At 66.6% G+C, this 21,402-nt stretch carries 20 protein-coding genes; 9 read left to right on the top strand and 11 right to left on the bottom strand.

Annotated features, from left to right (window positions below; genetic code table 11):
• Positions 1-14 precede the first annotated feature (14 nt).
• Entirely contained in the window at positions 15-2,183 is a 2,169-nt protein-coding gene (locus QZM67_RS22660) for a M1 family metallopeptidase (RefSeq protein WP_175023520.1), read from the bottom strand.
• Between the two features lie 639 nt (positions 2,184-2,822).
• Here QZM67_RS22660 and QZM67_RS22655 point away from each other — a divergent pair.
• The 3 genes from QZM67_RS22655 to QZM67_RS22645 all read left to right on the top strand — a co-directional run bounded on the left by QZM67_RS22655 (position 2,823) and on the right by QZM67_RS22645 (position 5,566).
• Positions 2,823-3,317, top strand: coding sequence for an LEA type 2 family protein (locus tag QZM67_RS22655; protein ID WP_301806801.1), 495 nt, complete (start codon positions 2,823-2,825; stop codon positions 3,315-3,317).
• Between the two features lie 138 nt (positions 3,318-3,455).
• Entirely contained in the window at positions 3,456-4,589 is a 1,134-nt protein-coding gene (locus QZM67_RS22650; protein ID WP_301768822.1) for a class I SAM-dependent methyltransferase, read from the top strand.
• Positions 4,590-4,678: 89 nt separating this feature from the next.
• Complete coding sequence (locus QZM67_RS22645; protein WP_301806798.1) at positions 4,679-5,566, top strand: SAM-dependent methyltransferase; 888 nt, start codon at positions 4,679-4,681, stop codon at positions 5,564-5,566.
• A gap of 68 nt (positions 5,567-5,634) precedes the next feature.
• Here the strand turns inward: QZM67_RS22645 and QZM67_RS22640 are convergent, their stop codons facing one another.
• Together QZM67_RS22640 and QZM67_RS22635 are read right to left on the bottom strand one after the other, a co-directional pair.
• Positions 5,635-6,207, bottom strand: coding sequence for a DUF1415 domain-containing protein (locus QZM67_RS22640; RefSeq protein WP_301806796.1), 573 nt, complete (start codon positions 6,205-6,207; stop codon positions 5,635-5,637).
• 55 nt (positions 6,208-6,262) lie between these two features.
• Positions 6,263-6,883 (bottom strand): TetR/AcrR family transcriptional regulator, encoded by a 621-nt coding sequence (locus QZM67_RS22635; protein ID WP_301806795.1) that lies wholly within the window; start codon positions 6,881-6,883, stop codon positions 6,263-6,265.
• A gap of 220 nt (positions 6,884-7,103) precedes the next feature.
• Here QZM67_RS22635 and QZM67_RS22630 point away from each other — a divergent pair, with 220 nt between their 5' ends.
• From QZM67_RS22630 to QZM67_RS22620, 3 genes are all read left to right on the top strand, one after another.
• Entirely contained in the window at positions 7,104-8,387 is a 1,284-nt protein-coding gene (locus tag QZM67_RS22630) for an MFS transporter (RefSeq protein ID WP_089449815.1), read from the top strand.
• A gap of 164 nt (positions 8,388-8,551) precedes the next feature.
• The gene (locus QZM67_RS22625; RefSeq protein WP_301806793.1) at positions 8,552-9,157 is read left to right on the top strand and encodes a nitroreductase family protein; all 606 of its coding nucleotides are present in this window, start codon (positions 8,552-8,554) and stop codon (positions 9,155-9,157) included.
• 187 nt (positions 9,158-9,344) lie between these two features.
• Entirely contained in the window at positions 9,345-10,595 is a 1,251-nt protein-coding gene (locus QZM67_RS22620) for an Hsp70 family protein (protein ID WP_089449817.1), read from the top strand.
• A 98-nt stretch (positions 10,596-10,693) separates the two neighbouring features.
• On the opposite strand, the gene QZM67_RS22615 is transcribed toward QZM67_RS22620, so the two are convergent.
• On the bottom strand, positions 10,694-10,897 hold the full coding sequence (locus QZM67_RS22615) for a cold-shock protein (protein ID WP_006477070.1): 204 nt from the start codon (positions 10,895-10,897) through the stop codon (positions 10,694-10,696).
• Positions 10,898-11,317: 420 nt separating this feature from the next.
• Between QZM67_RS22615 and QZM67_RS22610 the strand changes: the two genes are divergently transcribed.
• On the top strand, positions 11,318-12,916 hold the full coding sequence (locus QZM67_RS22610) for an APC family permease (RefSeq protein WP_043191605.1): 1,599 nt from the start codon (positions 11,318-11,320) through the stop codon (positions 12,914-12,916).
• A 123-nt stretch (positions 12,917-13,039) separates the two neighbouring features.
• Here the strand turns inward: QZM67_RS22610 and QZM67_RS22605 are convergent, their stop codons facing one another.
• The 7 genes from QZM67_RS22605 to QZM67_RS22575 form a co-directional block, all read right to left on the bottom strand.
• Entirely contained in the window at positions 13,040-13,831 is a 792-nt protein-coding gene (locus QZM67_RS22605) for a class III extradiol ring-cleavage dioxygenase (RefSeq protein ID WP_301806788.1), read from the bottom strand.
• Positions 13,832-14,041: 210 nt separating this feature from the next.
• Positions 14,042-14,638, bottom strand: a complete 597-nt coding sequence (locus tag QZM67_RS22600) for a UbiX family flavin prenyltransferase (RefSeq protein WP_175023514.1) — start codon at positions 14,636-14,638, stop codon at positions 14,042-14,044.
• Between the two features lie 13 nt (positions 14,639-14,651).
• Positions 14,652-14,963 carry a Grx4 family monothiol glutaredoxin gene (gene grxD, locus QZM67_RS22595; protein WP_175023513.1) on the bottom strand — a complete coding sequence of 104 codons (312 nt, stop codon included), beginning with the start codon at positions 14,961-14,963 and terminating at the stop codon, positions 14,652-14,654.
• A 69-nt stretch (positions 14,964-15,032) separates the two neighbouring features.
• Positions 15,033-15,875, bottom strand: a complete 843-nt coding sequence (gene prmC, locus QZM67_RS22590) for a peptide chain release factor N(5)-glutamine methyltransferase (RefSeq protein ID WP_301806782.1) — start codon at positions 15,873-15,875, stop codon at positions 15,033-15,035.
• A 7-nt stretch (positions 15,876-15,882) separates the two neighbouring features.
• Entirely contained in the window at positions 15,883-16,965 is a 1,083-nt protein-coding gene (gene prfA / locus QZM67_RS22585; protein WP_301806780.1) for a peptide chain release factor 1, read from the bottom strand.
• An 82-nt stretch (positions 16,966-17,047) separates the two neighbouring features.
• Positions 17,048-18,346 carry a glutamyl-tRNA reductase gene (hemA, locus tag QZM67_RS22580; RefSeq protein WP_175023511.1) on the bottom strand — a complete coding sequence of 433 codons (1,299 nt, stop codon included), beginning with the start codon at positions 18,344-18,346 and terminating at the stop codon, positions 17,048-17,050.
• A 26-nt stretch (positions 18,347-18,372) separates the two neighbouring features.
• A complete protein-coding gene (locus tag QZM67_RS22575; protein ID WP_175023510.1) occupies positions 18,373-19,137 on the bottom strand; it encodes a response regulator transcription factor in 765 nt (254 codons plus the stop codon).
• 171 nt (positions 19,138-19,308) lie between these two features.
• Between QZM67_RS22575 and QZM67_RS22570 the strand changes: the two genes are divergently transcribed.
• Together QZM67_RS22570 and QZM67_RS22565 are read left to right on the top strand one after the other, a co-directional pair.
• Positions 19,309-19,563 (top strand): hypothetical protein, encoded by a 255-nt coding sequence (locus QZM67_RS22570; protein ID WP_043191589.1) that lies wholly within the window; start codon positions 19,309-19,311, stop codon positions 19,561-19,563.
• Positions 19,564-19,581: 18 nt separating this feature from the next.
• Positions 19,582-21,396, top strand: a complete 1,815-nt coding sequence (locus QZM67_RS22565) for an aminopeptidase P family protein (RefSeq protein WP_175023509.1) — start codon at positions 19,582-19,584, stop codon at positions 21,394-21,396.
• The last annotated feature ends 6 nt before the right edge of the window (positions 21,397-21,402 follow it).

The following is a 21,402-nucleotide window of genomic DNA, read 5'->3' as shown; positions in this document are numbered from 1 at the left end:
CCGGATGCGCACCGTTACTGCGTCACTACCTTGCGCGGCTTGAAGATGCCCTGGTAGTGCAGTGCCGGGCGTTCCTTCGTCACCGGCTCGATGCCGTCGAAGGTCGGCGTCTGGCGCAGCTTCATCGCGGCCGGCGAAGCGACCGAGCCGATCGACGTCGAGCGCGAAGCCGGCGCGAGGTTGTTCGAGACGAGCAGCGCGGCCTCGCTCTGCAGGTTCGACAGCAGCACCGGATCGGTCGAGCGGTTGATCTGCGTGAGCAGCCCGCTCCAGGCCGCGTCGCTGTAGTTCACGACGTAGTAGTCGAGCCCGCTCGGGTCGGCCACCACGCCCGTGCAACCGTCGATGCGCGTTTGCGTCTGCGTATCCTTCAGCGCGAGCGTCGTGCGTTTGGCGAGACCCTGGCCGTACGCGAGCGTGATCGGCACCGTCCACTGCAGGCCCGGATACGCGTTCTTGTTCGGGAACGGCTGCTGTTTCAGCGTGACGATCGTCTGGTTCTTCGTCAGGTCGCACTGCGTGTCGAGCGAGATCAGCGGCACGCCGGTCTGGCGGACGTAGCTGTCGCCGATCGGGCCGATTGCCTGGCCGCTTTCCTTCGACAGCGCATCCCACAAGCGCTTCGGCGTACCGTTGCCGAACGAGTAGTCGACCAGGTATTGCTGCAGACCCTTGCGCAGCGTCTGTTCGCCGAGATAGTTCTCGAGCGTCTTCAGCACGTGGCCGCCCTTGTCGTACGTGAACGCGCTGGCGCTCAGCACGAAGTCGTTCGACGCCCAGCCGTTGAAGTTCGGTGCGACCGGGAACGCGTTCGGGCCGATATCACGATTGATCACGCGGTACTTGTTCTTCACCTGGTCGAGCCAGCTGAACTCGTTGGGGAAGAACTGGATCGTCGTCTTCGTCTCGAAGAACGTCGCGAACGACTCGTTGAGCCACACGTTGTCCCACCAGTCGGCCGTGACGAGATCGCCGAACCACTGGTGCGCGACTTCGTGCGTCAGCACCTCGTTGCCGTAGTGCGACATCGGCTGGCCCGGCTGCGGCAGGATGTCGTCGGCGAACTCGAGGATCGACCCCCAGTTCTCCATCCCGCCGAAGTTCAGGTCCTTCTGCGCCTTGAACGCGTCGTTCGCGGCCACCGTGTCGAATTTCGTGAGCGGCAGGGCAATGCCCGTGTAGCGGTAGTAGAAGTCGAGCGCCTGCTTGGTGCGGTCCATTGCCGGCTTCGCCCAGTCGCTCATGCCCGGCGGCGTGAACACGCGCAGGTGCAGGCCGCCCTTGCCGCCCGGCAGCGGGCTCGTGAAGTCGTCCTCGTAGGTGTCGAACAGGCCGCCGCCGAAGAACAGCAGGTACGACGGCATCGGCGGGGTCTTGTCGAATTGCACGAGCTTGTAGCCGCCGCCGACGTTGGTCGACGGCTTCTCGGCAGCGTTCGACACGACACGCCAGCTCTGCGGCACTTCGGCCGTCACTTCATAGGTCGGGCGGAACGCCGGCTCGTCCCAGCCCGGGAACCACTGGCGCGACAGGTTGGTTTCGCCTTGCGTCAGGATCGCGCCGCTCGTCTTGCCGTCGGTGCCCTTCAGGTCGACGCGGAAGATGCCTTCCGCGGCCGAGCAGCCCGGATACGGATCGTCGCCGCAGCTGCCGCCCGTCTTCGCGACCGGATCGTCATACGACTTGAAGTTGATGATGCCCGACCACTCCATGTGCAGCGAATAGTTGCCCGGCGCGATCGAGCCGCTCACGGGGCGCAGCTGATAGTAGTCGCCCTTGTCCTGCGGCGTCGCGATCAGCTGGATGTTGCCCGGCTGCAGCGTGAGGCGGCCGTTCGTGAACTTGATCCGGTGGCCGGCGATCACGATGTTGTTGACCGGCTTCAGCACCTTGATCTCGACGTCGGCGCGGCCGTCGAACGCGTTCAGCGCTTCGTTCGGGCGGAACCACAGCCGGTAGTTCACGGGCACCACGGTGTCCGGCAACTCGACAGGCGATACGCTCTTGTCGACGTTGGATGCGCTCGGCGGCGCGGTGACGGTGGGCGACGAGCCCGATTGCGGCGCGCCGGCGGAGCTGAGCGCGGAAGCCGAGCCCGGGCCGCCGTCGTCACCGCCGCACCCGGCGAGCGCGAGTGCGGCGACGAGCGGCAGATAACGCATCTTGCGAATGTCGATCGACATGACTGAAACCTCGATTGTTGAAAGAATCGTTCAGTGCTGCGAAAACGCCGGCAAAAGCAATCCCCTCGCCGTTAATCAACAGCGATAAAAATGCCAATGACGGATTATTCGAAAAGACGGCGGCCGACTACGTGAAGGTAATCATGGTTTACTGCCCCCTCTGGATTTCCGGATGTCGGTTAACTTGCCGGTTCAAAATGGCCGGGCGCGTGTTGTACTGAATTGATTTCGCGTGCACGACACGGAGCCGCACGCCTGGTGCGGGCGCGCAATCTCCTTGAACAGACGACCTACGGGGCTGGCCGGGCCTGGCCGCAGGATGGCAGGAAGGCGTGTCGCCATTCCGTAAAATCACCGTCATGCGGCTTCAAGGTTTGTCGGCTTGCTCGAAGGATGCGTAAATATACTTGATGGTTTTAGGTAAAGGAAACGAAAAATTTAGAAATTGCATCTATTGAATTCGGCGCGCTTCATTGAATGCTGGAAAGCATTAATGCGCTTTCCGTTTGACTGGTATTTTCGTAGTTTTAATCTATTAACGATCTCGCGTGGCTGCGAAAACTACGAAACCCGGCGTATGGGGTGCTCGGTACAATGCAGTGACGATCCGCTTACTGATTGCCGCGAGGAGGCCCTCCCATGTCACCAGCCCTGTTCCGTATCGCGCCGCTGCGCGCCGCGCTGATGCTGTTCGCCGCCGTGCTCCTGCTCGGCGGTTGCGCGGGGCTGACGCGCGATTCCGTGCGCGTGTCGGTCGCCGGGCTCGACCCGCTCGTCGGGCAGGGCCTCGAGATGCGTTTCAGCCTGAAGCTGCGCGTGCAGAACCCGAACGACGCGCCGATCGAATACGACGGCATCTCGGTCGCGCTCGACCTGAACGGCACGCCGTTCGCGAGCGGCGTCAGCGATCGCTCGGGTACCGTGCCGCGTTTCGGCGAGGCCGTGCTCGACGTGCCGGTTTCCGTGTCGGCCTTTGCCGCCGCGCGACAGGCGTGGAACCTGCCCGGCGCGGCCGCGAACGGCGAGCTGCCGTATGCGCTGCGCGGCCGGCTCGCGGGCGGCGTGCTCGGCACCGTGCACTTCAACGATGCCGGTACGCTGCGCCTGCCCGCGATGCCGGGGTGGGGCGGCTGAGCCGGGCGAGCGCGGCGGCGGGCGGCGCGGGCCGGCCCCCGCGCTTTGCCGCGCGGGCAAAGCGCGGTATGGTGTGAGCCGCGCGGCGCCCGAAATACGGTCGCGCCGCCCGTTGAAGCCAACCGTAACCGAGTTCGCGTGACCGATTTCCCTGTTTTCCACTGGACCGACGCCGACGGCGCCGATCATGCCGTGCGCTGGCGCTCCGAAGCCGGCGTGCAACCGCCGAAGCGCGCGGTGCCCGCCGACGACCGCCTCACGGCCGACGCGGCCTACCGCCTTGCCTGCGAGGGCACCGCACTCGTCTGGCAGGGCGACTTCCAGAATGCGCGCCAGCTCGTGCAGGCGATGGCGCGCCGTGTCGAGCGCAAGCCGAAGAAGGCGAAAGCCGCGGCCGGCGTCGACGCATTCAACCTGCATCGTCTCGCGCAGTCGCAGCGCGCCCGCACGCTCGGGATGCTGCTGATTCCGCTCGATGCCGACTACACGATCCCGCTGCGCCGTGCGCCCGACGTGCGTGCCGCGTGCGAAGAGGCGTACGGGCCTGGCGGCGCGCCGTCGGTCGTGTCGCTGCGCGAACTGCTCGGCCTCGTCGGCGCGCATGAATGGCGCAAGAAAGGCGTGGCGATCCCGGCGCTCGGCGGCGCGGCGATCCACCCGCACTACGGCGTGTTCTCGCCGGTGCGTGGCGAATACGTCGATCTCGTCGCGCGCGCGCCGCTGCCGGCGACGTCGCTCGCGTTCGACATCGGTACGGGCACCGGCGTGCTGGCGGCCGTGCTGGCGTCGCGAGGCGTCGCGCGCGTCGTCGCGACCGACCAGGATCCGCGGGCGCTCGCCTGTGCGCGCGAGAACGTCGACCGGCTCGGTCACGCGGATCGCGTCGAGATCGTCGAAGCCGACCTGTTTCCGGCCGGCCGAGCACCGCTCGTGGTCTGCAACCCGCCGTGGGTGCCGGCCCGGCCGAGCGCACCGATCGAATACGCGGTCTACGATCCGGACAGCCGCATGTTGCGTGGCTTCCTCGCGGGGCTCGCCGCGCACCTCGAGCCTGGCGGCGAAGGCTGGCTGATCCTGTCCGATTTCGCCGAGCATCTCGGCCTGCGGCCGCGCGACACGCTGCTGCAATGGATCGACGAAGCGGGCCTCGTCGTGCTCGGCCGCGACGACATCCGCCCCGCGCACCCGAAGGCGATGGACGCCGACGATCCGCTGCACGCGGCACGCCAGGCCGAGGTCACGTCGCTCTGGCGGCTCGGCGCACGAGCCTGATCGCGCATTTTCGGTAAACTATCGCCATTCCTCACGAATTCCCGCCGCCGGGCCGTGGTCAGCCGACCGTGGCCCGGCGCCGCATCACGATGTCGAACAAGACCCACGAAATCCGCCCGGAGCAGTCCGTCGAGCTGCTGAAGGAACTGCACATCCTCACCCGCGACGGCAAGCTGAACCAGGACAGCCGCCGCAAGCTGAAACAGGTCTATCACCTGTTCCAGTTCATCGAGCCGCTGCTCGCCGGCGTGCAGGCCGACCATGGCAGCGTGACGCTCGTCGATCACGGCGCCGGCAAGTCGTATCTCGGCTTCATCCTGTACGACCTGTTCTTCAAGCAGCAGCCGGGGCACGGCACGCCGGCGTTCGCGTCGCACGTGTACGGGATCGAGACCCGCGAGGAGCTGGTCACGCGCTCGGCCGAGCTGGCCGCCCGGCTCGGGTTCGGCGGCATGTCGTTCCTGAACCTGTCGGTGGCCGATTCGATCACGTCGCCGGCATTGCCTGAAACGGTCGACGTCGTCACCGCGCTGCACGCGTGCGACACGGCGACCGACGACGCGATCCGCTTCGCGCTCGCGAAGCGCGCGCAGCACATCGTGCTGGTGCCGTGCTGCCAGGCGGAGGTCGCGGGTGTACTGCGCAAGAACAAGGGCAAGTCGCTCGCGAACGCGCTGACGGAAGTGTGGCGGCATCCGCTCCATACGCGCGAATTCGGCAGCCAGATCACCAACGTGCTGCGCTGCCTGCAGCTCGAAGCGCACGGTTACCAGGTCAGCGTGACCGAGCTGGTCGGCTGGGAGCACTCGATGAAGAACGAGCTGATCATCGCGCAGTACAAGAACCTGCCGCGCCGGCGGCCCAGCGAGCGGTTGAACGAGATTCTCGGGATGTTCGGGCTCGCCGAGCTGAACGAGCGCTTCTTCGTGCCGGAAGCGGCGGCGGGCGGCGAGGCCGTCGAACCGGCCGCAGGCTGACACGCGGGGGCGGGCACGCCGCGCCGCGTCGCTGTCAATGCGTCGCGCGGTGCACGTTGCCCGCCGCGTCAGACGTCGTCGCCCGGCCGGTCCATCCATTCGCGCCAGCCATCGTGGCCGAGGCGGCGCAGCGTTTCCTGATTCTTTTCGTAGATCGCGGACGCGTCCGGGAACGCGTCGACCGCGCGCGCAATGCTGTCCTCGCGCAGCAGGTGCAGGATCGGATACGGCGCGCGGTTCGTGTAGTTCTCGATGTCGTCGGGCTCGCTGCCTTCGAACCGGTAGTCCGGATGGAAGCTCGCGATCTGCAGCACGCCGTCGAGCCGCAGCTGCCGCACCAGCCGGTCGGCAAAGAACAGCGCATCGTTGTAGTCGATGAAATCGGCGAACGCATGCGGGAAGATCACGAGCGTCGTGTCGACCTGCTGCGGGTCGGCCGCGTCGAGCGCGCGCAGCTCCGTTTCGAGTTCGGCGAGCGCGTCTTCCAGCGTCGTCGCTTCGCTGATCGCGTAGCGCACCTGTTCCTTCACATAGACGCTTTTCGCGAACGGGCACAGATTGAGCCCGATCACCGCGCGCGCGAGCCAGTGCCGTGTGGCGGCGAGGATGTCGTCGTGCGATTCGGGGCGGGTGTCGGTCATCGTGAAACCAGTCGGGCGGAAGGGCGGCGAGGGCCGCATTGTAGCGGGCGCGCCGTCACGCGCAGGCGGCTTCGATCAACTGCGTGACGAGTGCGGGGGCGACGCCGATCGGCGTTTCGCCGTGCCGATAGGTCTGGCTTGCCGCGTAGATGCCTTCGATCACCAGCGCGAGCGAGTCGGCGAGCGCCTGCGGCTGCCGCGCGCCGGCGCTTTCGCACAATGCGACGAGCCGCTTCATCAGCTGTTCCTTGTTCTGCGCGACGCGTTCGCGCGCCGGGTGCGACGCATCCGGGAATTCGGCGGCGACGTTGACGAACGGGCAGCCGCGGTAATCCTTCTGCGTTGCGCGCTCGGCGAGATCGACGAAATACTGGATCAGCTGCGCTTTCGGCTGGCCCGGGTGTTTCGCGACGCTCGTATTGAAGCGGTCGAAGAAGCACGCATCCATCCGCTCCAGATACGCGAGGATCAGCTCGTCCTTCGACGAGAACTGGCGATACAGGCTCATCTTGTTGACGCCCGCGCGCTCCACGACCGCCTCGACGCCCACCGTCCGAACGCCTTCCTTGTAAAACAGCTCCTCGGCGGCGCGCAGCAGGTGCTCTTGCGCGGTAGCGCCGTCGATCGGCCGGCGCGTGCGGCGCGCCAGCGGTTTGGCGATCTCGATGCTCGACATGATGACCCTCGACTGCATAGTGAATTGCTTGACATGTTACCGATTGGTCACTACGATCGCAACACACTTGTGACCGGTCGGTAACAATGCCGATCGGATCGACAGACAAATGCCAAGCGTCGGCCCGGGTCAGCCGATGCAGCGTGCGGCGGAGGTGGCCTGGCTGGGCGGGGCGGAACGGGTGCGGATGCGCCGGAGCCGCCAACAGGAGAACGCGAAGATGAACTGGGCGGTGACACGAATCGGCGGGCGCTTCCACTATGGATGGCTCGCGGCGGCGGTGGTATTCCTGATCCTGCTGGCGGCGGCCGGCACGCGCGCGACGCCGAGCGTGCTGATGGTGCCGCTCGAGCGCGAACTCGGCTGGAGCCGCGCGGCGATCTCGCTGGCAATCTCGGTGAACATCGCGCTGTACGGACTGACGGGCCCGTTCGCGGCCGCCGCGATGCAGCGCTTCGGGCTGCGCCCGACGATTCTCGTCGCGCTCGTGACGATGAGCGCGGGCGTCGCGCTGTCGTCGATGATGACGCAGAGCTGGCAGATGGTGGTGATCTGGGGCCTGATGGTCGGCTGCTCGACGGGCGTCGTCGCGCTGACGCTGTCCGCAACCTTCGTCACGCGCTGGTTCCATGCGCGGCGCGGCCTCGTGATGGGGATCCTGACCGCGAGCACGGCCACCGGCCAGCTCGTGTTCCTGCCGATGCTCGCGGCGATCGCGCAGCGCCATGGCTGGCGGCCGGTCGTGCTGGTCGTCGCGGTCGCGGCCGCGATCGTGATTCCGCTCGTGGCGTTCCTGTTGCCCGAACGGCCGGCCGACTTGCAACTGCGCCCGTACGGCGAGCCGGCCGATGCGCCGCCCGCGCCCGAGGCGGCGAAGGAGAACCCGCTCACGGTCGCGTTCCGTACGCTGCTGACGGCGAGCCGTTCGCGCGATTTCTGGCTGCTGTTCTTCAGCTTCTTCATCTGCGGTGCGAGCACCAACGGTTACGTCGGCACGCACCTGATCGCGATGTGCAGCGATTACGGGATGACGGAAGTGCAGGGCGCATCGCTGCTCGCCGCGATGGGCGTATTCGACCTGTTCGGCACGACGCTGTCGGGCTGGCTGTCCGACCGTTACGACAATCGCGTGCTGTTGTTCTGGTACTACGGGCTGCGCGGGTTGTCGCTGATCTACCTGCCGCACGCGTTCGGGATCGATTTCTTCGGGCTGCCGCTGTTCGCGATGTTCTACGGCCTCGACTGGATCGCGACCGTACCGCCGACCGTGCGGCTTGCGACCGACGTGTTCGGCAAGGCCGCGGCGCCGGTCGTGTTCGGCTGGATCGTCGCCGGCCACCAGCTCGGCGCGGCGTTCGCGGCGCTCGGCGCCGGGCTGCTACGCGCGAGCCTCGGTACCTACACGATCGCGTCGATGATCTCGGGCGGGCTGTGCATCGTCGGCGCGCTGATCGTGCTGCGGATCAACCGCGGCCCGTCGCGCGCAGCCGCGCAGGCGGCCTGAGCGCGGCAATCCGGTGGCCCGGCTGGCCGCGCCGCGGGCCGCCGGCCAATGCACGCACGCAGATTTGCATAGCGCGGGAGGATCGGGCGCGCATCGGCTCAAGCGGGTATGCTTGCGGTTCGCCAGGCGTTCGCGCCCCTTCATCGATGTCAGCGAGGATCCGCATGTCCGTCAAACCTGCTCCTACCACTGTTTCGATTCACGATCTGATCGCGGGCCGCTGGAGCCCGCGCGCGTATTCGGATGAACCCGTCAGCGCCGGCGATCTGCACGCGGTATTCGAAGCCGCCCGCTGGGCGCCGTCCGCGTACAACTCGCAGCCGTGGCGTTTCATCGTATTCGACCGCACGCAGGACGAAGACGCGTTCAAGCGCGCGTTCGCGACGCTGGTACCGTTCAACCAGGGCTGGAATGCGCCGGCGCCCGTGCTGATCGCGGTGACCGCGCATACGCTCACGTCGAAGGGCGAACCGGCGCCGACCGCGCTGTACGACGCGGGCGCCGCCGCGATGTCGCTGGTGCTGCAGGCGCACGCGCTGGGCCTGGCCGCCCACCAGATGAGCGGCTTCGACGCGAAGGCGTTCCGCGACGCGTTCGCGATTCCGGCCGACGTCGCGATTCCGGCGATCATCGCGCTCGGCCACTACGGCAACGTCGACAAGCTCGATCCCGTGCTGCGCGATCGCGAGAAGGCGCCGCGCACGCGTCATGCGCTCGGCGAGGTCGTCTATGCGAGCGCGTGGAAGAAGGGCTTCGACGCGGCAGCCTGACCGCCAGGCGGGCGGGCTGCGTCGCGCGTCCCGCCCCGCGTGTCTCCCGGCGCGCCAGGCTGCGTGCCGTCGCGATCGGGGCTCGTTGCGCGGCACCGATGGCCAGCCCCGGTTGTGATCCCGCGGGCTTCATGTTAAAAAGCCCGTCCTTTCCGTTTTCGCGCCGGCCCTGCTGCGGCAACTTCCCATGACTTACTGCGCGATCGATTTCGGCACGTCCAATTCCGCCGTGGCGCTGCCCGACGGCGACGGCATGCGCCTCGCGCCCGTCGAGGGCGACCACCTGACGCTGCCCACCGCGATCTTCTTCAACAATGACGAAGAGACGGTCGAATACGGCCGTGCGGCGCTGGCTTCCTACATCGACGGTTTCGACGGCCGGCTGATGCGCTCGATGAAGAGCATCCTCGGCTCGCCGCTCGCGGAAACGACGACCGATCTCGGCGACGGCAGCGCGATCGCGTACACCGAAATCATCGCGCGCTTCCTGACGCACCTGAAGCGCAAGGCCGAAACCCGCGCGGGGGCGCCGATCGGCCGTGCGGTGCTCGGCCGGCCCGTGTTCTTCGTCGACGACGATCCGCGCGCCGACCGCCTCGCACAGGATCAACTCGAAGCCGCCGCGCGGTCGGTCGGCTTCGCGGACGTGCAATTCCAGTACGAACCGATCGCGGCCGCGTTCGACTACGAATCGCGCCAGCAGGCGGAGCGGCTCGTGCTCGTCGCCGACATCGGCGGCGGCACGTCCGACTTCTCGCTGGTACGCGTCGGGCCCGAGCGGATGGCGCGGCTCGAGCGCAAGGACGACGTGCTGGCCCACCACGGCGTGCACGTCGCGGGCACCGACTACGACCGGCGTGTCGAGCTGGCGGCGATCCTGCCCGCATTCGGCTACCGTTCGCTCGACCCCGAAGGGCGCGAGCTGCCGAACAAGATCTACTTCGATCTCGCCACCTGGCACCTGATCAACACGGTCTACACGCCGAAGCGGCTCGGCGAGCTGAAGCTGATGAAGCACCTGTATCGCGAGGTGCGGCAATACGACCGGCTCACGAGCGTGGTCGAACAGCGGCTCGGACATGCGCTGATGGCGCGTGCGGAAGAAGCGAAGATCGGCGTCGCGGCGGGCGGGGAGACGATGATCGACCTGAACGACGTGGAAGAAGATCTGCAGATCGCGTTCGATGCCGGCCGCCTCGTCGACGCGAGCCACGACGACACCGCGCGCATCGTCGACGCCGCGCGCGAGACGGTGCGGCTCGCGGGCGTTGCGCCGCGCGACGTCGGCGCGCTGTATTTCACCGGCGGTTCGACGGGGCTCGCGTTCCTGTCGGGCGCGCTCGCGGGTGCGTTCCCGGATGCGCAACCGGTGTTCGGCGACCGCCTCGCGAGTGTCGCGACGGGCCTCGGCATTCACGCGCAGCGACTATTCGGTTGAATGCGAGCGGCTAAAAGGCCGCCATGCCGGGCGACCGGCGCCGAAAAACAAAAAGCCCCGCCGAAGCGGGGCTTTTTACACGAATAATCGCGCCAAGCTTAGACCGGACGGATGTTCGCAGCTTGCAGACCCTTCGGGCCCGTCTTCACTTCGAATTCAACCTTCTGGTTTTCTTGCAGCGTCTTGAAGCCTTCGACGCGGATTTCCGAGAAGTGCGCGAACAGATCGTCGCCGCCGCCTTCCGGGGTGATGAAGCCGAAGCCCTTTGCGTCATTGAACCACTTGACGGTACCGGTTGCCATGTTACTTGTTCCTAAAAAGATAAAACGGGGCCGAAGCCCATGGGGTGCGGAAAATCAAGGAAGGGGTAATAGGACCAACCGGAGTACCGTTGATGGGCGAACTACGAAAGAACCAATTCACTCGCCACTTGAAATCCTGCGAAGTCCTTTATACGGCTTATCAACCGCGTGGTCAACCGTATTTCCATTGACTCAGGGTTATTGCGTAGATCAGGTTTACAAAGCTTGCAAACGACGCGAATTTTTTGTAGGGGCCGATCGATTTTGGCGCCACGTTTCAGGTGCAACCGTTAAACTACGCGCCGCGTGGACGGGTTGCCCTGATCGGGTGACTTGCCCCCCCAAAATTGCGTGCGCGGTGCTGTCCGAGCCGATCCCGGACCGCGGGCCGACCATGCTTTTTGAGACACAGGAGAGGATGTGAAGAGTTCTATTCAACGGAACATCGGCCCGTTTGCATTGATGCTGACGGGGCTGGGTTCGATTATCGGCTCGGGCTGGCTGTTCGGCGCCTGGAAGGCCGCGAAGATTGCCGGTCCGGCGGCGATCTGCGCATGGATCATCGGCGCTGTCGTGATTCTTGCTATTGCACTGACGTACGCGGAATTGGGCGCGATGTTCCCCGAGTCGGGCGGGATGGTGCGCTACGCGCGCTACTCGCATGGTTCGCTGGTCGGCTTCATCAGCGCGTGGGCGAACTGGATTGCGATCGTATCCGTGATCCCGATCGAGGCTGAAGCGTCGATCCAGTACATGAGTACGTGGCCGTATCCCTGGGCGCACGCGCTGTTCGTGAACGGTGAGTTGACGGTACCCGGCCTGCTGCTGTCCGCGGTGCTGGTCGTCATCTACTTCCTGTTGAACTACTGGGGCGTGAAGGCGTTTGCCCGTGCGAACACCACGATCACGATCTTCAAGTTCCTGATCCCCGGCCTCACGATCCTCGGCCTGATGCTGACGAGCTACCATCCGGAGAACCTCGGCACGGCGTCGAACGCGACTTTCGCGCCGTACGGCTGGTCGGCGGTGCTGACCGCGGTCGCGACGAGCGGCATCGTGTTCGCGTTCAACGGCTTCCAGAGCCCGGTGAACCTCGCGGGCGAAGCGCGCAATCCGTCGCGCAGCGTGCCGTTCGCGGTGATCACGTCGATCCTGATCGCGCTCGTGATCTACGTGCTGCTGCAGATGGCGTATATCGGCTCGGTGAATCCGGCCGACGTCGCACAGGGCTGGTCGCACTTCAACTTCAAGTCGCCGTTCGCCGAACTGGCGATCGCGCTGAACCTGAACTGGCTTGCGATCCTGCTGTACGTCGACGCATTCGTCAGCCCGAGCGGCACCGGTACGACGTACATGGCGACGACCACCCGCATGATCTACGCGATGGAGCGCAACAACACGATGCCGAAGATGTTCGGCAACGTGCACCCGCTCTACGGCGTGCCGCGTCAGGCGATGTGGTTCAACCTGCTGGTCTCGTTCATCTTCCTGTTCTTCTTCCGCGGCTGGAGCTCGCTCGCGGCAGTGATCTCGGTTGCGACGGTGATCTCGTACCTGACCGGCCCGATCAGCCTGATGGCGCTGCGCCGTGCGGCGACCGACATCGAGCGTCCGCTGTCGATTCCGCTGATGAAGCTGATCGCGCCGTTCGCATTCGTCTGCGCATCGCTGATCCTGTACTGGGCGAAGTGGCCGCTGACGGGCGAGATCATCCTGCTGATGATCGTCGCGCTGCCGGTGTACTTCTACTTCCAGGCGAAGTCGGGCTGGACCGGCTGGGGTGACGACCTGAAGGCCGCCTGGTGGCTGGTCGCGTACCTGCCGACGATGGCCGTGCTGTCGCTGATCGGCAGCAAGGAGTTCGGCGGTCACGGCGTGCTGCCGTACGGCTGGGACATGCTGGTCGTCGCGGCAATCGCGCTGGTGTTCTACTTCTGGGGCGTGAGCACCGGCTACCGCACCAAGTATCTCGACGAGCGCGAGTCGCACGACGAGATCCTCGAAGGGGTCGGTGCCTGACGACGCCCGACCTGCCGCCGGAATCGGCGGCGGCAGCCAAGGCAAGAAAAAGCCCGCCCGAGCATCGCTCGGGCGGGCTTTTTCGTTGATGCGGGTGCCGCGCGCCGGTTGGCGCCGTGCCGCTCAGGCGGCCGTGCTCGCGAACACGTAGTTCGTCATCGCGAGCACGCGCTGGTACGTGCCGAGCGACTGGATGCCGAGCTGGTAGTCGTCGTCCGCCGCGCCGAGCGCCGTGAACACCGGCAGCAGATGCTCGTCGGTCGGATGCATCAGCGCCGCGTGCGGCGCCTGCCGGCGGTAGTCGAGCAGGGCGTCGATGTCGCGCGCGGCCAGCTTTGCCTCGAACCAGTCGGTGAATTCAGCGACGCGCGGATCCGCATCCTCCGGTGCCGCACCGAAATCGGCGGCGCGCAGGTTGTGCGTGATCTGGCCCGAGCCGATCACCATCACGCCTTCGTCGCGCAGCGGTCGCAGCGCGCGGCCGAGCGCGAAGTGGTGGGCGGCATCCGCGCGAGGCTGGATCGACAACTGCGCCACCGGCACGTCGGCTTCCGGGAACATCAGCAGCATCGGTACCCACGCGCCGTGGTCGAGGCCGTGCTCGGTCGTCGTGGTCTCGATGCCGGCCGCGTTCAGCAGCCCGGCCGCGCGCTCGGCGACGTCAGGCGCGCCGGGCGCCGGGTAGCGGATGTCGTACAGCGCCTGCGGAAAGCCGTAGAAGTCGTGGATCGTGTCCGGATGCGCGGCGATGCTGGCGACGGGCCGCTGCGTGCCCCAGTGCGCGGACAGCATCAGCACCGCGCGCGGGCGCGGCAATTCGGCAGCGAGGTACGTGAATGCACCGGACGGCAGCGTCGGGTCGATCGGCAGCGTCGGGGCGCCGTGGGACAGGTAGAGCGAAGGCAAGCGGTTCATGGCGGTGGCCTGCAAAGGGATTTGCCAGTGACTATAGGCGCGTACTGCGCATTGATAAATCCACGCCATGGAATTTGATTGGCGCTTGTTTGTTGATAATCGGGGTGATGTGGCGCACACCGCGGCTGATGGCCGTTGTATTTGTGAAATCGAATGTATTTCGCCGAAAATTCGCGAAGATGCGCGCAGATCGAATCTGCGGGAGTGCGCTTACTGCGCGTGCCGGATGCCGGCCCACGGCGTCGTCAGCGGGGCGTTGAGCGCGAACAGGTCGAGGACGCGCGTGACGGTCTGGTCGACGAGTTCCTCGATCGTCTTCGGCATCGCGTAGAACGCGGGCAGCGGCGGGAAGACGATGCCGCCCATTTCGGTAACGGCCGTCATGTTGCGCAGATGCGCGAGGTTGAACGGCGTTTCACGCACCATCAGCACGAGGCGGCGGCGCTCCTTCAACGTGACGTCGGCGGCGCGCGTGATCAGGTTGTCGGACAGCCCGTGCGCGACGCTGGCGAGCGTCTTCATCGAGCAGGGTGCGATCACCATCCCGTCGGTCGCGAACGATCCCGATGCGATCGTCGCGCCGACGTCGCGCACCGAGTGCACGACGTCCGCACGGCTTTCGACATCGGTCTTCGACAGCTTCAGTTCGTGCTGGATGTTGAGCCAGCCGGCGTTCGAAATCAGCAGGTGCGTTTCGACGCCGCCGGCGGCGCGCAGCAGGTCGAGCAGCCGTACGCCGTAGATCGCGCCGGTGGCGCCGGTGATCGCGACGATCAGCCGGCGTGGCGGCGCGCTGGGAGATGCCATCGAAAGGGGAGGCTTACGCGGCGGCGAACAGTTGCTGCAGTTCGCCCGACTGGTACATCTCCATCATGATGTCCGAGCCGCCGACGAATTCGCCCTTCACGTAGAGCTGCGGGATGGTCGGCCAGTTCGAGAACTCCTTGATGCCCTGGCGGATCTCGTCGTCTTCGAGCACGTTGACCGTCTTGAACTGGTCGACGCCGCAGGCTTTCAGCACCTGGATGGCGCGGCCCGAGAAGCCGCACATCGGGAATTGTGCGTTGCCCTTCATGAAGAGCACGACCTGGTTTTCGTCGACGATTTGCTTGATACGTTGTTGGGTGTCCATGACTGACCTTGCGTGTTTGCGGGGCGTTAGATCGAAATGATAGCGGATTTCAACCGGGCGGGCCGGGCATCAGCCCGGCAGGCGGCCGCCTGTCGTGCGTTCGATCGCAGCCAGATCGGCGAGCGATTCGACTGCGACGAAGCCGTGCGATGCGAGCAGCGCGCGCACGGCTTCGGCCTGGTCGTAGCCGTGCTCGATCCAGAGCGTGCCGCCCGGTTTCAGATAGGTGCCGGCGCCCGCGACGATCGTGCGGATCGCGCTGAGGCCGTCGGCATCGTCGGTGAGTGCGCCGCGCGGCTCGAAACGCAGGTCGCCTCGCGCGAGGTGCGGATCGTGCTGCGCGATGTACGGCGGGTTGCTGACGATCGTGTCGAATGCGAGTGACGGCTCGAGCGCCGCGTACCAGTCGCTTTGCAGCCAGTGCAGCGGGCCGCCGGGGCGGTGCGCGTCGAGCAGCTTGCCGGCGTTGCGTTGCGCGACTGCGAGTGCGGCCGGCGAACGATCGAGCGCCCACACGCGCGCATCGGGCCGCTCGGCAGCGATGGAGACGGCAATCGCGCCGCTGCCCGTGCCGAGATCGAGCACGGCCGGATGCGGCAGTCCGTCGATCGCATCGAGTGCGGCTTCGACGAGCAATTCGGTTTCGGGGCGCGGGATCAGCACGTCGGGCGTTACGTCGAACGGCCGGCCGAAGAATTCGCGCATCCCGACGAGCTGCGCGACGGGCTCGCCGGCCAGGCGGCGCGCCTCGAGCGCACGGTAGCGTTCGACCGCGGCCGCGTCGAGCGGCGCGTCGCCGCGCGTGATCAGTTGCGTGCGGGTCCAGCCGAGCGCATGCGCGAGCAGCACGCGCGCATCAACCGGATCGAGTGGTGACGCGCGCAGCAGTTCGTCGGCGGTGGTGTCGGGCATCACGGCCTCAGTCGGCGTCGCCGAGCGACGCGAGCAGCTCGGCCTGATGCTCGCTGACCAGCGCGCTGATCAGTTCGTCGAGATCGCCGTCCATCAGCGCTTCGAGCCGGTACAGCGTCAGGTTGATCCGGTGGTCGGTCATCCGGCCTTGCGGGAAGTTGTACGTGCGGATCCGTTCCGAGCGGTCGCCCGAGCCGATCAGGCTCTTGCGGGTCGCGGCTTCCTTCGCGTGCTGCTCGTGATACTGCTTGTCCTTGATGCGCGCGGCGAGCACCTTCAGTGCGCGATCCTTGTTCTTGTGCTGCGAACGGTCGTCCTGGCACTCGACGACGATCCCGGTCGGGATGTGTGTGACGCGCACCGCCGAATCGGTCTTGTTGATGTGCTGGCCGCCTGCGCCGGACGCGCGGAACGTGTCGATCCGCAGGTCGGCCGGATTGATCTCGACCTCGCCGATTTCGTCGGCTTCCGGCATCACCGCGACCGTGCACGCGGACGTATGGATGCGCCCCTGCGTTTCGGTCGCGGGCACACGCTGCACGCGATGGCCGCCCGATTCGAACTTCAGGCGCGAAAACGCGCCCTGACCCGCGATCCGCACGATCACTTCCTTGTAGCCGCCGAGATCCGACGCGCTTTCCGACATCATTTCGATCTGCCAGCGCTGGCGTTCCGCGAAGCGCAGGTACATGCGCAGCAGGTCGCCCGCGAACAGCGCCGATTCGTCGCCGCCCGTGCCCGCACGGATTTCGAGGAAGATGTTGCGATCGTCGTTCGGATCCTTCGGCAGCAGCATCTTCTGCAGCTCGGTTTCGAGGCGGGTCATGCTCTCGCGCGCGCTGCGGATCTCGTCTTCCGCGAAGTCGCGCATCGACAGATCGCCGAGCAGCTCCTGCGCGGCCGTCTCGTCGCTGCGCGACTGGCGCCACAGCGCGTACTGTTCGACCACGGGGCCGAGTTCCGCATGTTCACGCGTCAGCTTGCGGTACTGGTCGAGGTCGGCCGTGACGTTTTCGCGGCTCAGCAGGTCGTTCAGTTCGGCCAGCCGTGTGGACAGCTGGTCGAGCTTGCGTTGCATGCTCGTCTTCATGGTGTGGAGCGGCGCTCCCGGGCAAGGGGTATTCGGAAAGGATAGGCCGGCGCGCGGCCGGCGGCAGGGCGATCGGCCGGCGCTAGTGGCCGGACTGGTCGTTCGAGCGCGGTGCGTGCTGGTAGAAGCCGCGCATCAGGTCGATCAGCGAATCGCGATCGGCCCCGTTCACGCGGTTGAGCGCGCTCGTCGGGCCGTGGATCAGCTTGTTGGTCAGCGCCTGCGACAGCGCTTCGAGCACGGCGGCCGGATCGTCGCCGCGCGCGAGCAGCTTCTGCGCCTTGTCGACTTCGGCCCGGCGCAGCGCGTCGGCCTGCGTATGCATGTGACGGATCACCGGCACGACGCTGCGCGTGTCGAGCCATTGCATGAAATTCTGCACGCGCGTCTCGATGATCGTTTCGGCCTGTGCGACCGCGGCTTGCCGCGATGCGTTGCCTTCGCGCACGATCGCGCCGAGATCGTCGACGGTGTAGAGGAACACGTCCTTCAGCTTGCCGACTTCGGGCTCGATGTCGCGCGGTACCGCGAGGTCGACCATGAAGATCGGCCGGTGGCGGCGTGCCTTTACCGCGCGCTCGACGGCACCGAGGCCGATGATCGGCAGCGTCGACGCCGTACACGACACGATGATGTCGAATTCGTGCATGCGAGTCGGCAGGTCCGCGAGCGGCATCGCACGGCCGTTGAAGCGTTCAGCGAGCCGCTGGCCGCGTTCGGCCGTACGGTTCGCGACGACGAGTTCGCGCGGGCCTTGCGCGGCGAAGTGCGTCGCGCACAATTCGATCATCTCGCCGGCGCCGATGAACAGCACGCGCTGATCGGACACTTTTTCGAAGATGCGCTGCGCGAGGCGCACCGCGGCGGCGGCCATCGATACCGACTGCGTGCCGATTTCGGTCGTGCCGCGCACTTCCTTCGCCACCGCGAACGTGCGCTGGAACAGCTGGTTCAGATAGGTGCCGAGCGCGCCGGCTTCCGTCGCGGTGCGGACGGCGTCCTTCATCTGGCCCAGAATCTGCGTTTCGCCGAGCACCATCGAATCGAGGCCGGATGCGACGCGAAATGCGTGCCGGACCGCTTCCGACTGCGGCAGCGCATAGACGTGCGGCGCGAGTTCGTCGACCGGAATCCGGTGATACTCAGACAGCCAGCGGACCGCACCTTCGCGTGCCGCGCGATCGTCGGTCGCGCAATACAGTTCGGTGCGGTTGCAGGTGGAGAGGATCGCCGCTTCGGGCGTATTGGGCGCCTGGGGGCCGAGAAACACGTTCTTGAACGTGACGAGAGCCGGCTTGATCTGCTCGAGCGGAAACGCCACGCGTTCGCGCAAGGCGACAGGCGCAGTGTGGTGATTGATTCCGATCGTGAGGAGTTGCATATCGAGGGCTATCGTTTAGCCCCATATTATAGCGTTTCAGCGATTTCCTCACTCGCCGCATACCGGGCATCAGCGTGCCGGGGCCGGGAATTTGGGGGCTCGATCGGTACGCGGTCGAGCTGATAGCCGTAGCCGTAGAGCGGCAGCAGCCGGTAGCCGCGCTCCGGAAGCAGCTGCAGTTTGCTGCGCAGCCGGGACGCATGGGTATCGAGCGTGCGCGACTTCATGTCGCGGCGGCGCGCCCACACCGTTTCGAGGATATGGGCACGCGACACCGGCCGCGACAGGTTCGTGAACAGCAACTGCGCGAACCGGAACTCCTTCGGCGTGAGTGAAACGATTGCGTCGCCGAAGCGAACGAGGCAGTGCGTCGCGTCGAACGCGTATTCGCCATACATTTCGCGCGAGCGGGTCGGCGGCCGGCGCACGCCGGCGCGCCGGCTCAGCGCGTTGACGCGCGCAAGCAGCTCGGGCCCGCTCACGGGGCGCACGAGGCAATCGTCGGCGCCCGCGTGCAGGCACGATACGATTTCGCTTTCGCGCGGCAACTGCATCACGGCGATGGCCGGCAGCCCGGGCAGGATCGTCTGCGCGCGCGGGATGACTTCCTCGGCAGGCTGGTCGCCGGCCCAGTGGCCGGTGATCAGCATGTCGCAGGTGTTGTCGGCGGCGAGCCACTCGAAGAATGCCGTGCTGGACGGAAACGCGTGGCACACATGACCGCCCGCAAAGAGCAGACGGTTCAGGAGCGCGGCATGACGCGCGTCCGGATCGATCAGCGTGATTCGCATGAGAATTTCTTCAATACGGTAGCCGGTGCGCGCTTGCCATAACGTCGAGTCGGCCCCTACACTCGAATGTTCGCGGTACCCGGCTGGTCTCGGGTTCGATGGATAAATCGATGCTAGCCGCTGGCAACGTTCACGCCTATGGGACGAATCTGAATTTATAGAAGGCGTCGAATGAACTGGTTTGGAATCCTTGTCCTGGGAGCGGCCGTCGGGCTGTTCGGCCGATGGCTGCATCCGATGCGGCGCACGGGCCGGCCGGCGTGGTGGATCGCGGTGCTCGCCGGCATCGTCGGCGCGGCCGCGGCCCGCATGGCCGGCAATCTCTCGGGACTGTTTTACGATGGCGAGACGCTCGAATGGCCGGTCTGCACCGGCGTCGCGCTCCTCGCCGTAGCCGTGACGGTCGCGCTGTCGGCCCGTCGCTGAATGCTCTCAGGTGAAATCATGAATGCCCGTCTTCCCGAAGTCTCGCCAGTGCCGGCCCGCCTCGCGCTGCTGCGTGGCGCCATGGCCCGCGAGAACCTGGCCGCCTATCTCGTGCCGTCCGCCGATCCCCATCTGTCCGAGTATCTGCCGGAGCGCTGGCAGGCCCGCCGCTGGCTGTCCGGCTTCACGGGCTCGGTCGGCACGCTGGTCGTGACCGCGGATTTCGCGGGGCTGTGGGTCGACAGCCGCTACTGGGTGCAGGCCGACGCCGAACTGGCCGGCACGGGCGTGCAACTGATGAAGATGACGGGCGGGCAGCAGAGCGCGCCGCACGTCGACTGGCTCGCGCAGAACGTGGCGGCGGGTGCGACGGTCGGCGTCGACGGCGCGGTGCTCGGCGTCGCGGCCGCACGCGGGCTGACGGGCGCGCTGAATGCACGCGGCATCGCGCTGCGCACCGACCTCGACCTGCTCGACGCGATCTGGCCCGAGCGGCCGGGGCTGCCCGGCGACGCGGTGTTCGAGCACGCGGCGCCGCAGGCCGACACGACGCGCGCGAGCAAGCTGGCCGAAGTGCGCCGCGCGATGCGTGCGCAGGGCGCACAGTGGCATTTCGTGTCGACGCTCGACGACCTCGCATGGCTGTTCAACCTGCGCGGCGCCGACGTCAACTTCAATCCCGTATTCGTTGCGCACGCAATGATCGGCGCCGATCGCGCGACGCTGTTCGTCGCCGACGGCAAGGTGTCGCCGGCATTGGCTGCGTCGCTTGCACAGGACGGCGTCGACGTTCGTGCCTACGACGCCGCGCGCGCCGCGCTTGCGGCGCTGCCCGACGGCGCGACGCTGCTGATCGACCCGCGCCGCGTGACGTTCGGCACGCTCGAGGCCGTGCCGGCCGGCGTGAAGCTGGTCGAGGCCGTGAATCCGTCGACGTTCGCGAAGTCGCGCAAGACGTCCGCCGAGATCGAGCACGTGCGCGTGACGATGGAACACGACGGCGCCGCGCTCGCGGAATTCTTCACCTGGTTCGAGCAGGCCGTGAACCGCGAGACGATCACCGAGCTGACGATCGAGGAAAAACTCACGGCCGCGCGCGCGCGGCGCCCCGGTTACGTGTCGGCGAGTTTCGCGACGATCGCGGGCTTCAATGCGAACGGTGCGATGCCGCACTACCACGCAACGCGCGAGTCGCATGCGACGATCGCCGGCGACGGTCTGCTGCTGATCGATTCGGGCGGCCAGTACGTGACGGGCACGACCGACATCACGCGCGTCGTGCCGGTCGGCACGGTCAGCGACCTGCAGCGGCGCGATTTCACGATCGTGCTGAAATCGATGATGGCGCTGTCGCGCGCCCGTTTCCCGCGCGGCATCCGTTCGCCGATGCTCGACGCGATCGCGCGTGCGCCGATGTGGTCGGCCGGGCTCGACTACGGCCACGGCACGGGGCATGGCGTCGGCTACTTCCTGAACGTGCACGAAGGCCCGCAGGTCATCTCGCACTACGCGCCGGCCGAGCCGTACACGGCGATGGAAGAGGGCATGATCACGTCGATCGAGCCGGGCGTGTACCGTCCCGGCCAGTGGGGCATCCGGATCGAGAACCTGGTCGTGAACCGCGCGGCCGGGCAGACCGAGTTCGGCGACTTCCTCGCGTTCGAGACGCTCACGCTGTGCCCGATCGACACGCGCTGCGTGCTGATCGAGATGCTGCACGAAGAAGAACGCGCGTGGCTGAACGCGTATCACGCAACGGTGCGCGAGCGCGTCGGCCGGCACTTGAGCGGCGATGCGAAGGCGTGGCTCGACACGCGCACGCAGCCGATCTGAAACAAC

The sequence above is a fragment of the Burkholderia sp. AU45251 genome (assembly GCF_030482905.1).
Classification (GTDB): Bacteria; Pseudomonadota; Gammaproteobacteria; order Burkholderiales; family Burkholderiaceae; genus Burkholderia; species Burkholderia aenigmatica.
The sequence above is the reverse complement of the archived record's forward strand: the minus strand, read 5'-3'. Positions and strand labels throughout refer to the sequence as shown.

What these genes read in the sequence shown, in the direction of transcription:
- QZM67_RS22600 (WP_175023514.1), bottom strand. Translation starts at nt 14,638, where the DNA reads ATGGCATCTCCCAGCGCGCCGCCACGCCGGCTGATCGTCGCGATCACC.
- grxD (WP_175023513.1), bottom strand. Translation starts at nt 14,963, where the DNA reads ATGGACACCCAACAACGTATCAAGCAAATCGTCGACGAAAACCAGGTC.
- QZM67_RS22640 (WP_301806796.1), bottom strand. Translation starts at nt 6,207, where the DNA reads ATGACCGACACCCGCCCCGAATCGCACGACGACATCCTCGCCGCCACA.
- QZM67_RS22655 (WP_301806801.1), top strand. Translation starts at nt 2,823, where the DNA reads ATGTCACCAGCCCTGTTCCGTATCGCGCCGCTGCGCGCCGCGCTGATG.
- QZM67_RS22620 (WP_089449817.1), top strand. Translation starts at nt 9,345, where the DNA reads ATGACTTACTGCGCGATCGATTTCGGCACGTCCAATTCCGCCGTGGCG.
- QZM67_RS22565 (WP_175023509.1), top strand. Translation starts at nt 19,582, where the DNA reads ATGAATGCCCGTCTTCCCGAAGTCTCGCCAGTGCCGGCCCGCCTCGCG.
- QZM67_RS22625 (WP_301806793.1), top strand. Translation starts at nt 8,552, where the DNA reads ATGTCCGTCAAACCTGCTCCTACCACTGTTTCGATTCACGATCTGATC.
- prmC (WP_301806782.1), bottom strand. Translation starts at nt 15,875, where the DNA reads ATGCCCGACACCACCGCCGACGAACTGCTGCGCGCGTCACCACTCGAT.
- QZM67_RS22645 (WP_301806798.1), top strand. Translation starts at nt 4,679, where the DNA reads ATGTCGAACAAGACCCACGAAATCCGCCCGGAGCAGTCCGTCGAGCTG.
- QZM67_RS22605 (WP_301806788.1), bottom strand. Translation starts at nt 13,831, where the DNA reads ATGAACCGCTTGCCTTCGCTCTACCTGTCCCACGGCGCCCCGACGCTG.
- QZM67_RS22615 (WP_006477070.1), bottom strand. Translation starts at nt 10,897, where the DNA reads ATGGCAACCGGTACCGTCAAGTGGTTCAATGACGCAAAGGGCTTCGGC.
- QZM67_RS22575 (WP_175023510.1), bottom strand. Translation starts at nt 19,137, where the DNA reads ATGCGAATCACGCTGATCGATCCGGACGCGCGTCATGCCGCGCTCCTG.
- QZM67_RS22630 (WP_089449815.1), top strand. Translation starts at nt 7,104, where the DNA reads ATGAACTGGGCGGTGACACGAATCGGCGGGCGCTTCCACTATGGATGG.
- hemA (WP_175023511.1), bottom strand. Translation starts at nt 18,346, where the DNA reads ATGCAACTCCTCACGATCGGAATCAATCACCACACTGCGCCTGTCGCC.
- QZM67_RS22635 (WP_301806795.1), bottom strand. Translation starts at nt 6,883, where the DNA reads ATGTCGAGCATCGAGATCGCCAAACCGCTGGCGCGCCGCACGCGCCGG.
- QZM67_RS22660 (WP_175023520.1), bottom strand. Translation starts at nt 2,183, where the DNA reads ATGTCGATCGACATTCGCAAGATGCGTTATCTGCCGCTCGTCGCCGCA.
- prfA (WP_301806780.1), bottom strand. Translation starts at nt 16,965, where the DNA reads ATGAAGACGAGCATGCAACGCAAGCTCGACCAGCTGTCCACACGGCTG.
- QZM67_RS22570 (WP_043191589.1), top strand. Translation starts at nt 19,309, where the DNA reads ATGAACTGGTTTGGAATCCTTGTCCTGGGAGCGGCCGTCGGGCTGTTC.